Origin of the sequence: Kocuria sp. CNJ-770 (genome assembly GCF_001942375.1) — a bacterium.
GTDB classification, from domain to species: Bacteria; Actinomycetota; Actinomycetes; order Actinomycetales; family Micrococcaceae; genus Kocuria; species Kocuria oceani.
This window is the reverse complement of the sequence record NZ_MKJW01000101.1, coordinates 1-12,285: the sequence shown is the minus strand read 5'-3', so window position 1 is coordinate 12,285 and position 12,285 is coordinate 1. Positions and strand designations below refer to the sequence as shown.

The 12,285-nt window shown below is 71.8% G+C and carries 13 protein-coding genes; 9 read left to right on the top strand and 4 right to left on the bottom strand.

Annotated features, from left to right (window positions below):
• Positions 1-4 precede the first annotated feature (4 nt).
• The 3 genes from leuA (at position 5) to BJF77_RS11545 (ending at position 3,408) form a co-directional block, all read left to right on the top strand.
• Entirely contained in the window at positions 5-1,750 is a 1,746-nt protein-coding gene (leuA, locus tag BJF77_RS11555) for a 2-isopropylmalate synthase (RefSeq protein WP_047802648.1), read from the top strand.
• Positions 1,751-1,858: 108 nt separating this feature from the next.
• Positions 1,859-2,611 carry a DNA repair protein RecO gene (recO, locus tag BJF77_RS11550; protein WP_075872256.1) on the top strand — a complete coding sequence of 251 codons (753 nt, stop codon included), beginning with the start codon at positions 1,859-1,861 and terminating at the stop codon, positions 2,609-2,611.
• 2 nt (positions 2,612-2,613) lie between these two features.
• On the top strand, positions 2,614-3,408 hold the full coding sequence (locus tag BJF77_RS11545) for an isoprenyl transferase (RefSeq protein ID WP_047802650.1): 795 nt from the start codon (positions 2,614-2,616) through the stop codon (positions 3,406-3,408).
• Here the strand turns inward: BJF77_RS11545 and BJF77_RS11540 are convergent.
• Positions 3,339-4,421 (bottom strand): alpha/beta fold hydrolase, encoded by a 1,083-nt coding sequence (locus tag BJF77_RS11540; RefSeq protein ID WP_075872255.1) that lies wholly within the window; start codon positions 4,419-4,421, stop codon positions 3,339-3,341. The genes BJF77_RS11545 and BJF77_RS11540 overlap by 70 nt on opposite strands.
• A gap of 89 nt (positions 4,422-4,510) precedes the next feature.
• Between BJF77_RS11540 and BJF77_RS11535 the strand changes: the two genes are divergently transcribed.
• A complete protein-coding gene (locus BJF77_RS11535; protein ID WP_075872254.1) occupies positions 4,511-5,590 on the top strand; it encodes a quinone-dependent dihydroorotate dehydrogenase in 1,080 nt (359 codons plus the stop codon).
• Between the two features lie 72 nt (positions 5,591-5,662).
• Here BJF77_RS11535 and BJF77_RS21805 read toward each other — a convergent pair whose 3' ends face one another.
• Together BJF77_RS21805 and BJF77_RS11530 are read right to left on the bottom strand one after the other, a co-directional pair.
• Positions 5,663-5,797 (bottom strand): DUF3043 domain-containing protein, encoded by a 135-nt coding sequence (locus tag BJF77_RS21805; protein WP_255396238.1) that lies wholly within the window; start codon positions 5,795-5,797, stop codon positions 5,663-5,665.
• On the bottom strand, positions 5,794-6,264 hold the full coding sequence (locus BJF77_RS11530) for a DUF3043 domain-containing protein (protein WP_255396237.1): 471 nt from the start codon (positions 6,262-6,264) through the stop codon (positions 5,794-5,796). The genes BJF77_RS21805 and BJF77_RS11530 overlap by 4 nt, the downstream gene beginning before the upstream one ends.
• A 62-nt stretch (positions 6,265-6,326) precedes the next feature.
• Here BJF77_RS11530 and BJF77_RS11525 point away from each other — a divergent pair, with 62 nt between their 5' ends.
• The 5 genes from BJF77_RS11525 to BJF77_RS11505 all read left to right on the top strand — a co-directional run bounded on the left by BJF77_RS11525 (position 6,327) and on the right by BJF77_RS11505 (position 11,520).
• Positions 6,327-7,748, top strand: coding sequence for a dipeptidase (locus BJF77_RS11525; protein WP_075872253.1), 1,422 nt, complete (start codon positions 6,327-6,329; stop codon positions 7,746-7,748).
• An 84-nt stretch (positions 7,749-7,832) separates the two neighbouring features.
• Complete coding sequence (locus BJF77_RS11520; RefSeq protein ID WP_047802655.1) at positions 7,833-8,204, top strand: iron-sulfur cluster assembly accessory protein; 372 nt, start codon at positions 7,833-7,835, stop codon at positions 8,202-8,204.
• 252 nt (positions 8,205-8,456) lie between these two features.
• The gene (gene coxB, locus BJF77_RS11515) at positions 8,457-9,389 is read left to right on the top strand and encodes a cytochrome c oxidase subunit II (protein WP_047802656.1); all 933 of its coding nucleotides are present in this window, start codon (positions 8,457-8,459) and stop codon (positions 9,387-9,389) included.
• Positions 9,390-9,398: 9 nt separating this feature from the next.
• On the top strand, positions 9,399-11,111 hold the full coding sequence (gene ctaD / locus BJF77_RS11510) for a cytochrome c oxidase subunit I (RefSeq protein ID WP_075872252.1): 1,713 nt from the start codon (positions 9,399-9,401) through the stop codon (positions 11,109-11,111).
• 4 nt (positions 11,112-11,115) lie between these two features.
• A complete protein-coding gene (locus tag BJF77_RS11505; protein WP_047802658.1) occupies positions 11,116-11,520 on the top strand; it encodes a cytochrome c oxidase subunit 4 in 405 nt (134 codons plus the stop codon).
• Between the two features lie 660 nt (positions 11,521-12,180).
• Here BJF77_RS11505 and BJF77_RS22680 read toward each other — a convergent pair.
• Complete coding sequence (locus BJF77_RS22680) at positions 12,181-12,285, bottom strand: ATP-binding protein (RefSeq protein WP_369821390.1); 105 nt, start codon at positions 12,283-12,285, stop codon at positions 12,181-12,183.

The following is a 12,285-nucleotide window of genomic DNA, read 5'->3' as shown; positions in this document are numbered from 1 at the left end:
CCCCATGCGCAACCGCCAGCAGCCCTCCGGCATGCCGATCCACAAGTACGTGCCGTACCAGCAGCAGTTCCCCTTCGACATGTCCGACCGCACCTGGCCGGACCGGGTGATCACGGAGGCGCCGCGCTGGTGCGCCGTGGACCTGCGCGACGGGAACCAGGCGCTCATCGACCCCATGAACTCCGACCGCAAGCTCACGATGTTCGAGCTGCTGGTGCGGATGGGCTACAAGGAGATCGAGGTGGGCTTCCCGTCCGCCTCCCAGACCGACTTCGACTTCGTGCGCCGGCTCATCGAGGAGGACCGGATCCCGGACGACGTCTCCATCCAGGTCCTCACCCAGTCCCGAGAGCACCTGATCGAGCGCACCTACGAGGCCATCGACGGCGCCGACAAGGCCATCGTCCACCTCTACAACGCGACCTCCACGCTGCAGCGGCGCGTGGTGTTCGAACAGGACATGGACGGAATCGTCGACATCGCCCTCACGGGGGCGCGGCTGTGCATGAAGTACGAGGAGCAGCTGAAGAACACCGCCGTGACCTACGAGTACTCCCCGGAGTCCTACACCGGCACGGAGCTGGAGTTCGCCGCCCGCATCTCGAACGCGGTGGCGGAGACCTTCGAGATCGGCGGGGAGCGGGAGATGATCCTCAACCTGCCCGCGACCGTCGAGATGGCCACCCCCAACGTCTACGCGGACTCCATCGAGTGGATGTGCCGCAACCTCTACAACCGGGACGCCACCGTGGTCTCCCTGCACCCGCACAACGACCGCGGCACCGGGGTGGCCGCCGCCGAGCTCGGCTACCTGGCCGGCGCCGACCGGATCGAGGGCTGCCTGTTCGGCAACGGCGAGCGCACGGGCAACGTCGACCTCGTGACCCTGGGCCTGAACCTGCTGACCCAGGGCGTGGACCCGCAGATCGACTTCTCCGACATCGACGACATCCGGCGCACCGTGGAGTACTGCAACCAGCTGCCCGTCCACGAGCGCTCCCCGTACGGCGGGGACCTGGTCTTCACGGCCTTCTCCGGCTCCCACCAGGACGCCATCAAGAAGGGCTTCGACCGGATGGCGCGGGACGCCCAGGCGCAGGAGCGCTCCGTGGACGAGCTCGTGTGGGCGGTGCCCTACCTGCCGATCGACCCGAAGGACCTCGGCCGGACCTATGAGGCCGTGATCCGGGTCAACTCGCAGTCCGGCAAGGGCGGCGTGGCCTACCTGCTCAAGAACGAGCACGGCCTGGACCTGCCCCGCCGGGCGCAGATCGAGTTCTCCCGGGTGGTGCAGGAGCACACGGACACCAGCGGCGGGGAGGTCTCCGGGGCCCAGCTGTGGAAGGCGTTCGAGGACGAGTACCTGCCCACCGCCCACGAGTCCGGCGACGGACGCTGGGGCCGCTACCGGATCACCAACATCACCACGACCTCCGAGGAGGACGGGGAGACCACCCTCGAGATCGGCCTGGACGTCGAGGGCACCCAGCACCACTGCACCGGGCAGGGCAACGGCCCCATCGAGGCGCTGCTCGCGGTCTTCGCCGCCGAGGGCGTGGACGTGCGCGTGCTCGACTACAGCGAGCACGCCATGTCCGCCGGCGGCGACGCGCAGGCCGCCAGCTACGTCGAGGCGGCCGTGGGCGACCGGGTGCTGTGGGGCGTGGGGATCGACGCGAACACCACCCGCGCCTCCCTCAAGGCGGTCGTCTCGGCGGTCAATCGCGCGGTCCGGGACGCCCAGGGCTGAGCTCCCGTCTCCGCGCCGGCACGGCGGGCCGTCCCTGCGGGGGCGGCCCGCCGTCGCGGTGCCGGAGCGCCCGGCTGCGGTGTCCGCCGGGCGTGGGAGAATGACCGAGTGGCCAGGACGACCTTCGCATCGCGCACCTACCGGGACGACGCCGTGGTGCTGCGCACCTACAAGCTGGGCGAGGCGGACCGGATCGTGGTGCTGCTGACCCGCGACCACGGTCAGGTGCGGGCGGTGGCGAAGGGCGTGCGCCGGACCACCTCCCGCTTCGGCTCCCGGCTGGAGCCGTTCAACGTGGCCGAGCTGCAGCTGGTCACCGGCCGGAACCTGGAGATCGTCTCCCAGGCCCTGGGCAAGCGCGGCTACGGGTCGGTCATCGCCGCGGACTACGCCAAGTACACCGCGGCCGCCGCCATGGCCGAGGCCGCGGAGAGGTTCACCGAGAACGACGACGAGTCCGCGGCCCAGCAGTACCGGCTGCTGGTCGGCGCGCTGTCCGCCCTGGCCCGCGGGCTGCACGAGCCGGGCGCGGTCCTGGACTCCTACCTCCTGCGCGCCGTGTCCACCGCCGGGTGGGCGCCGAGCTTCACGGACTGCGCCCGCTGCGGGGCCCCCGGTCCGCACGAGGCGTTCTCGGCGCCGCTCGGCGGCGCCGTCTGCCCGGCGTGCCGCCCGCCCGGGGCCGCCGCCCCGGACCCCGCCACGGTCTCGCACCTGTCCTCGCTGCTCACGGGGGACTGGGAGCGCATCGCGGCCGCGGACCCGCGCACGGCCCGGGCCGCGGCGGGAATCGTGGCGTCCTACGTACAGTGGCACCTGGAGAGGGCCGTCCGGTCCCTGCACCTCGTGGAACGGAGCTGACCATGCCCGGCTTTGCCGCCCCGCCCCCGCACCCCACCGGCGTCACCGCCCCGCCCATCCCGTCCCGGTTCGTGCCCCGGCACGTGGCCGTGGTGATGGACGGCAACGGACGCTGGGCGAACCAGCGCGGCCTGCCGCGCAACGAGGGCCACAAGGCGGGGGAGGCGGCGCTCATCGAGGTGATGGCCGGGGCCATCGAGCTGGGCATCCCCTACGTGAGCGCCTACGCCTTCTCCACCGAGAACTGGAAGCGGTCCCTCGACGAGGTCACGTTCCTGATGAACTACACCGCCGACGTCATGGAGCGCCAGCTGCCCACCTTCCAGGAGTGGGGCGTCCGGATCCGGTGGGCCGGCCGCAGGCCCCGCCTGTGGCGGGCCGTGATCAACCGCCTCGAGGAGGCGGAGCGGGCCACTCGCGACAACGACGTGGTGACCCTGACCATGTGCGTCAACTACGGCGGGCGGGCCGAGATCGCCGACGCCGCGGCGGCCATCGCCGCCGACGCGAAGGCGGGCCTGCTCAATCCGCGCAGCATCGACGAGGCCACGGTGCAGCGCTACCTCGACGAGCCCGACCTCCCGGACGTCGACCTGTTCCTGCGCTCCTCCGGGGAGCAGCGGATCTCGAACTTCCTGCTGTGGCAGTCCGCCTACGCCGAGCTCGTCTTCCAGGACGTCCTGTGGCCGGACGTCGACCGCCGCACGCTGTGGGAGGCGGTGGAGGCCTACGCCCGCCGTGACCGCCGGTACGGCGGCGCCGTCGACCGGGTCGCGGGTCCCGGCGTCTCCGCCTGAGCGGCCCCGGGCCGGCCGAGGGCGCGCAGCCACGCCACGAGGTCCTGCTGGGCGGCCCGCCGCACGGGCCCGCGGGAGAGATGGACGTCGTGCACCGCGCCCTCGTAGGAGCGCACGGTCACGTCCGGGCCGAGGTCCGGGGCGTGCCGTCGGATCTGCCGGACGTCCAGCACCGTGTCGGCCGAGCGCATCCGCTCCGACCACCAGGGCCGGATGTGCGAGCGTGCCGAGACCTGGACCAGCACGGGAACCTGAAGGTCCAGCCCGCGCGAGACCTCACGTTGAGCTTGAAGGACAGCGTTGAGCCACCCCGGGGTGATGTCGAAGCTGGTCTCGGGCCGCCACCGCGGATCGATCGGCCACTCGCCCTCGGCGTGCTCGCTGATCACCCGGTAGTAGTGGCTGCGCAGCCGGGCCCGCACGGCACGGTCCGGACGCCGCCGGGCGAGACGGCCCAGGGCCGGGCGGAGGGCGGCGCCCACCGCGTCCGCCCCGTGGCTGCCCAGCCACGGGGCGTTCAGGGCCAGGCCCGCCAGCCGGCCCGGGTGGCGGGCCGCCCACAGGGCCGCGGTCAGGCCGCCGGTGGAATGACCCATCAGCACGAGCCGGCCGCCCGGCGCGGGCAGCCCGTCCTCGGCCAGCAGCGCGAGGGCGGCGGCGATGTCGTCGTCGTAGTCGGCGAGGTCGGTGGCGTGCCCGGGACTGCCGGCACCCTCGGCGAGCACCGCGTCGGTGAGGTTGCGCCCGTACCCGTGCAGGTCCAGGGCGTAGAAGCCGTACCCGGCCGCGGCGCACGTCCGGGCGAGCTCGGCGTTGAAGAAGTAGTCGGACCACCCGTGCAGGTACAGCACGACGTCGCGGGGGGCCCCGCCCGCGGCCGGTCGGCCGTCGGGACGGTGGCGCACCACCGTGGCGGTGGTGTGCGGCGCCGAGTCCGGCCCCAGGTCCACGGTGCGGGCGCGGAAACCCGGTCCCAGCACGTCGGGGACCCACGGGTCCGGGGGAGCGCTCAACCGGTCACCTCCCGCGGGCGGTCGTCGGCCCGCCCGAGGTGCTCGCGGGGCCGCCCGGGCGGTGGGGGGCCCTGTGGAAGACTGGGCCCATGCGCTTCTACCCTATGTTCTTCCAGGCCGTGTTCTCCCGGATGGACGCCGAGAAGGCCCACCGGGTGGGCTTCGCCGGCGTCCGGGCGGCCCGGGCCGTGCGGCTGAGCACGGCCCTGCGGGTCTACACCCGCGCCGATCCCGCCCTCGAGGTCGAGGCGCTCGGCCTGCGCTTCCCCTCGCCCTTCGGCCTCGCGGCCGGCTTCGACAAGGGGGCCGAGGGGATCGGCGCCCTGACCGACCTCGGCTTCGGCCACGTCGAGATCGGCACCGTGACCGCCCAGGCGCAGCCGGGCAATCCGCGCCCCCGGCTCTTCCGCCTCGTGCGGGACCGCGCCGTGGTGAACCGGATGGGCTTCAACAACGACGGCGCCGAGGCGGTGGCCCCGCGGCTGGCCCGGGCCCGGCGCGAGCTCGAGGCCGACCACCGCGGCCGCGCCCGGCCGGTGCTGGGCGTGAACATCGGCAAGACGAAGGTGGTCCCGCTCGAGGACGCGGTGGACGACTACCTGCAGAGCACCCGCACGCTCGCGCCCCTGGCCGACTACCTGGTGGTCAACGTGTCCTCGCCCAACACCCCGGGGCTGCGCCGGCTCCAGGACATCGAGAGCCTGCGCCCGCTCCTCTCGGCCGTGGGCGCCGCGGCCGACGAGGCCGCCGCCCGGCACGTGCCCCTGCTGGTCAAGATCGCCCCGGACCTCTCCGAGGAGGACGTCCTGGCCGTGGCCGACCTGGCTCTGGATCTCGGGCTCGACGGCATCGTGGCCACCAACACGACGATCTCCCGGGAGGGACTCGTCGCCGAGCCCGCCGAGGTCGAGGCCTGCGGGGCCGGCGGGCTCTCCGGGGCCCCGCTGCGGGAGCGCTCCCTCGAGGTGCTGCGCCTGCTGCGCGAGCGCGTGGGGGACCGGCTCGTGCTCGTCTCCGTGGGCGGGGTGACCACCGCCGAGGACGTCCAGGAGCGCCTGGCCGCCGGGGCCACCCTCGTCCAGGGCTACACCGGGTTCCTCTACGAGGGGCCGTTTTGGGCCAGGAGCATCAACCAGGGGCTCGCGCGCCTGGCACGCCGCCGCGGCTGAGCCCGGGAACGGCTCCGCCCCCGGGCCGAGGGCACGGGGGCGGAGCGGGGGCCGTGGGGCCCGGTGGTCCGATCAGGAAGGACGCTCCCCGCGGGCGACCTGCGGCTTGGGCAGGCGCAGCCGGCGCATGGTGAACCCGCGCATCGCGGCGTACCAGCGCACGCCCGGCTCCACCGTCCCGAACCTGGCCCGGATCGCCTTCTTCATCCGGCCCGTGGACAGGACGGCGTCGGCGATGCCCAGGAGCATGAGCGCCAGATGACGTAGACCCCGTAGGTGGCCACGTCCTGGATCGGGAAGAACAGCACGACCAGGGCCACCAGGGCCACGACCATCAGGTACTCGCCCACGTTGATCCGGGAGTCCACCCAGTCCCGCGCGAAGCGCCGCTGCGGGCCCTTGTCCCGCGGGCCGAGGTAGCGCTTGTCGCCGGCGGCCATCCCCGCCTGGGCCCGCATCCGCTGCTCGCGGGCGCTCTCCCGGGACTGGGCCTTGGCGGCCTTGCGGTCCTCGGGCACCAGGGGGCGGCGGCGGGCGGCCTCCTGCTCCCGGCGGCTCGGCGTCGGCCGGCCCTTGCCCGGGGTCTGCCGGGGGGCGGCCGGCTCGGCCCGGGGCGGCTCAGCGGTCACCGCGGTGGAACCCGCGCGGTCTGCGTCCTTCTTGCGTCCAAACACCCGTCAAGGATAGCCGACGCACCTGCGTCCCACCGCCGGGGCCCGCACGTAGGCTGGCCACCATGAACGCGCCGTACACCCCCACCGTCCCCGTTCCCCTCGACGCCGTGCGCGCGGCCGTGCACGCCGACCTGCCGAGGACCGTTGCCCAGCTGGCGGAGCTGGTGGCGGTCCCCGGCATCGCCTGGGAGTCCTTCGACGCCGCGCAGCTCGAGCGCAGCGCCGAGGCCGTCGCCGCCGTGCTGGCCGGCGCCGGGCTCGACGAGGTGGAGATCCTCCGGGTGCCCCTCGGGGACGGCCCGGGCCACCCGGCCGTCGTGGCCCGCCGCCGGCCCGCCCCCGGCTACCCGACGGTGCTGCTCTACGCCCACCACGACGTCCAGCCGCCGGGCCGGCGGGAGCTGTGGGAGTCCGACCCGTTCGTCGCCGAGGAGCGGGACGGACGGCTGTACGGCCGGGGCGCCGCCGACGACAAGGCGGGGATCATGGCCCACGTGGCGGCCCTGCGCGCCGCGACGGACCAGCGGGGCGAGGACCTCGGGCTCGGGGTGACGGTCTTCGTGGAGGGCGAGGAGGAGGCGGGGTCCCCGTCCTTCCGGGACTTCCTGGAGGCCTACCGGGACCGGCTGGCCGCCGACGTCATCGTGATCGCCGACTCCGCGAACTGGGAGGTCGGGGTGCCGGCGCTGACCACGAGCCTGCGCGGCATGGTCGGGGCGGTCGTGGAGGTCTCCGTGCTGGAGCACGCCGTGCACTCCGGGATGTACGGCGGGCCGGTCCTGGACGCGCCCACGCTGCTGGCCCGGCTGATCGCCACCTTCCACGACGACGACGGCGCCGTGGCCGTCGCAGGACTGCACGCCGAGGACAGCACCGACCTCGTCTACGACGAGCAGCGCTTCCGCGCCGACGCCGCGGTCCGCGACGGCGTCCGGCTCGCCGGGCGCGGCTCCATCGCGTCGCGGCTCTGGACGCAGCCGGCGCTGTCGGTCACGGGGATGGACGTGACCCCCGTCGACGTCGCCTCCAACACGATCGCGCCCTCCTCCCGCGCCAAGATCAGCCTGCGGACAGCGCCCGGCCAGGACCCCGCCGAGGCGGCCGAGGCCCTGCGTCGGCACGTGGAGTCCCACGCGCCCTTCGGCGCGCACGTGCGCTTCGAGCTCGAGGAGACGGGGCAGTCCTTCCGCACCGACATGGGCTCCGAGGCGGCCCGCGTCGCGCAGTGGGCGCTGGGGGAGGCGTGGGGCCGTCCCGCCGTGGAGACGGGGATCGGCGGGTCGATCCCCTTCACCGCGGACCTGCTGGAGGTCTATCCTGGGGCGGACATCCTCATCACGGGCGTCGAGGACCCTGACTCGCGGGCGCACAGCGCCAACGAGTCCCTGCACCTGGCGGACTTCGAGCGCGCGGTGGTCGCGGAGACCCTCATGCTGCTGGGCCTCGACGACGCCGCCCGTTCCGGGCAGCAGCCCCGGGAATGAACCCGGGCGCCCGTCCGTTGTGCCCGTGACAGACCCGCCGCCGGCCCGAACCCGGGCGGCGACCCTCCACAGAAAGTGAGCATCATGAGCGTCACGACCGAGAACGGCGCCGCAGTGGACGGCCTGCCCACCCACGGCGTCGTGCTGACCGAGGTCGCGTCCCAGAAGGTCCGCGCCCTGCTCGAGCAGGAGGGCCGCACGGACCTCCGGCTGCGCGTGGCGGTGCAGCCCGGCGGCTGCTCCGGCCTCATCTACCAGCTGTACTTCGACGAGCGCATCCTGGACGGGGACTCCGTGCGGGACTTCGGCGGCGTCGAGGTCGTCGTGGACAAGATGAGCGTGCCCTACCTCGAGGGCTCGACCGTCGACTTCGAGGACACGATCTCCAAGCAGGGGTTCTCGATCGACAACCCGAACGCGGGGGGTTCCTGCGCCTGCGGCGACTCCTTCCACTGAGCCGCCCCGCACCCTCCCGAGAGGCCCGCCGTCCGCCCGGACGGCGGGCCTCCGTGCGTTGCGGGAGCGTCCCCGGAAACCGGCCCGCACCGCGCCCCGGACCGCCGCGCGGACGCTGACACTGTGTCACCAGATGTCAGCGACTAGGGGTAAGCTCGGAGGGAAACATTCCACATGACTGTGTCCAGGCTCTGGGAATCGGGGCCTTCGGCGCGCAGACGACGAGCACGAGAAGAAGAGGAAGGGCCGTCTGTGAGTTCGCACACACGAACCGGCAGCCGCCGGCGCCGCGCGGCAAGGACGTCCGCGGTCGCCGTCCTGGCAGCAACCGCGCTGACCGGTTGCTCCGAGGAGGCGAAGCTCGGCTGGATGCCCACCGAGCGGGGCGTCACCGACAACGCCGACATGATCCTGGACCTGTGGATCGGGTCGTGGATCGCGGCCCTGGCCGTGGGCCTGGTGACCTGGGGCCTCATGCTCTGGTGCATGATCGCCTACCGCCGCCGCAAGAACGAGACCGGCTACCCGCGGCAGGTGGCCTACCACGCGCCGCTCGAGGTCTTCTACACGATCGTGCCGATCGCGCTGATCATGTCCCTCTTCTTCTTCACGGTGCGCACGCAGGCCGCGATCACCACCCCGCACGACAACCCGGACGTCACCGTCCAGGTGTACGGCAAGCAGTGGGCCTGGGACTTCAACTACCTCACCGACGACGTGTGGGACACCGGCATCCAGGGCCACCTGGACGGCGAGGAGGGCGTGCCCGAGCGCGTGCCCACCCTCTACCTGCCCGTGGACAGCGACATCGAGCTGCAGGTCACCTCCCGCGACGTCATCCACTCCTTCTGGGTCCCCGCGTTCCTCGAGAAGGCGGACATGTTCCCCGGCCGCACCAACACCATCAGCATCACCACGGGCCGGGAGGGCTCCTACTTCGGCAAGTGCGCCGAGTTCTGCGGCGAGTACCACTCCGAGATGCTCTTCAATGTCAACGTGGTCAGCCAGGCCGAGTACGACGCCCACATCCAGTCCCTGCGCGACGCGGGACAGACCGGTGCGCTGGGCGCGGAGTACAACCGCGACTCCTACCCGGACCCGGGCGAGGAGTACGTGAGCGAGCCCGGCTCCGCCGGCGAGTTCCCGGACGTCGACCAGCCCGCCGACCTGTCCACGACCAACTAAGGAGTACCGGTGTCCACTCTCGAGTATTCACGGGACGAGGCAGCCACAGTCGCTCCGCGCGTGGTGCCCCGGTCCAAGGGGCGGATGGTCGTCAGCTGGCTGACGACCACCGACCACAAGACCATCGGGTACATGTACCTGATCTCCTCCTTCACCTTCTTCTGCATCGCCGGGATCATGGCGCTGCTGATCCGCGCCGAGCTCTTCGAGCCCGGCATGCAGATCCTGGAGACCAAGGAGCAGTACAACCAGCTGTTCACCATGCACGGCACCCTGATGCTGCTGATGTTCGGCACCCCACTGTTCGCCGGCTTCGCCAACGTCATCGTCCCGCTGCAGATCGGCGCCCCCGACGTGGCCTTCCCCCGGCTGAACGCCATCGCCTTCTGGTTCTTCCTGTTCGGCTCGCTCATCGCGACCGCCGGGTTCATCACCCCGCAGGGCGCGGCGTCGTTCGGCTGGACGGCGTACACGCCGCTGTCCAACGCCTCCTTCACCCCCGGACTCGGCGGTGACCTGTGGGTGTTCGGCCTGGCGCTGTCCGGCTTCGGCACCATCATGGGCGGCGTCAACTTCATCACCACGATCATCGCCATGCGCGCCCCGGGCATGACCGTGTGGCGGATGGGCCTGTTCACCTGGAACACGCTGATCACCTCGCTGCTGATCCTCATGGCGTTCCCGCCGCTGGCGGCCGCCCTGTTCGCGCTGGGCATGGACCGCACCCTGGGCGGGCACATCTTCGACCCGGCCAACGGGGGAGCGGTGCTGTGGCAGCACCTGTTCTGGTTCTTCGGCCACCCCGAGGTCTACGTGCTGGCGCTGCCGTTCTTCGGCATCGTCTCGGAGATCATTCCGGTGTTCTCCCGCAAGCCGCTCTTCGGCTACAAGGGCCTCGTCTTCGCGACCATCGCCATCGCCTCGCTGTCGGTGACCGTGTGGGCCCACCACATGTACGTCACCGGCGCGGTCATGCTCTCGTTCTTCGCCTTCATGACGATGATGATCGCCGTCCCGACCGGAGTGAAGTTCTTCAACTGGATCGCCACCATGTGGCAGGGCTCCATCACCTTCGAGACCCCCATGCTCTGGGTGCTGGGCTTCCTGTTCACCTTCCTCTTCGGAGGACTGACCGGCGTGATCCTGGCCACACCGCCGCTGGACTTCCACGTCTCGGACTCCTACTTCGTGGTGGCCCACTTCCACTACGTGCTGTTCGGCACCATCGTGTTCGCGATGTTCGCCGGCTTCCACTTCTGGTGGCCGAAGTTCACCGGAAAGATGCTCAACGAGCGGTTGGGCAAGATCCACTTCTGGATGCTGTTCGTCGGCTTCCACATGACCTTCCTGATCCAGCACTGGCTGGGCGTGGACGGGATGCCGCGCCGCTACGCGGACTACCTGCCCGAGGACGGCTTCACCTGGATGCACCAGATCTCCACCGCCGGAGCCATGCTCACCGGCGCCTCGATGATCCCGTTCTTCTTGAACGTCTACATCACCTGGCGCAACGGGAAGAAGGTCGAGGTCGACGACCCGTGGGGCTTCGGCGGTTCCCTGGAGTGGGCGACGTCCTGCCCGCCGCCGCGCCACAACTTCACCTCGCTGCCGCGGATCCGCTCCGAGCGCCCGGCACTGGACCTGCACCACCCGGAGCTGGCCGCGGAGTCCCCGCAGCAGTCGCCGGTCGACGACGCCGCCATGGCCACGCGGAAGGGCTGACCGCATGAAACTCTCCATCAAACTGTTCAACCTCCTGGGCGTCTTCAGCGTCGTCGCAGCCATCGTCTACGGCTTCCTCACCCGCTTCGAGGAGCTCGTCGGCTTCCCGGCGCTGCTGGCCGTCGGCGCGATGTCCTTCATGCTGGCCGTCTACCTGTGGCTCGTGGACCGCAACTCGGGTGGTGTGCTGCCCGAGGACAAGCTCGACGGCGAGATCGTGGAGTCGGCCGGCGAGTACGGCCACTTCTCGCCGTGGAGCTGGTGGCCGTTGCTGCTGGGCATTGGCTGCGCCCTGGCGTTCGTGAGCCTGGCCATCGACTGGTGGATCCTGATGCTCGCCGCCCCCGTGGTGTGCGTGGGCCTGCTCGGGCTCGTCTTCGAGTACTCCCGCGGTGACCACGCCCACTGATCGGCGACGCTGAGGCGGAGCACGCGGAAGCCCCGGACACCACAGGTGTCCGGGGCTTCCGCCGTTCTCGCGTCCCGGCGGTGCTCATCCCCGCCCGGTGCATTCCTGCTCGCGCCCGTTGGTGCCTGCGCCCGTCCCTGTCGCCCAGCCCCTGGAACCCCCGTCGCGGGTGCCTCCGCTGCTACTGGACCCGCACCGGTCCAGTCGCGGATGGAAACGCGTCCGCCGGACCGCAGGCATCGGCTTTGGGCCCGTGCGCCGCCGTACGGGTCTGCGTGACGGTTCAGGGGGCTCATGGGGCTCCGACCGACCCGAACGCGCCAGGGCGTTCCAAGCCGCCCGGGTGCGCCCTGCAACTGGCCCGGCGTCGGCTCCCGGGCGGCCCTGGTGCCGCGAGGTCACACCGGACCGGGAACTCGGCGGCGTAGGACGTCCACGGCCGCCCTCGACACAGTGCGTGCCTGGTGCGCGCACCAGCGGGACGTACCGCTGCACGAGGCTGCGGATGCGGCGAGGACGGCATTGGTCCTGCAGCACGCGGAGGAGTCGACGCGATGACGAAGCACCTGATGTCGTTCGTGAGCGTTGCCGTGGTGCTGTCCGGCGGCGAGCGGCAGGCCGTGTCGGACACCGTGTCAACGCCGAACGAACATTGACCCCCTATCGCCGACTGAAATCTGACCCCTCGTCGGTGGTGTAGCGGCGGGTGCGGTAGGACTCTCCGTCCATGGTGAGTACGTGGGCGTGGTGGATGAGGCGGTCGAT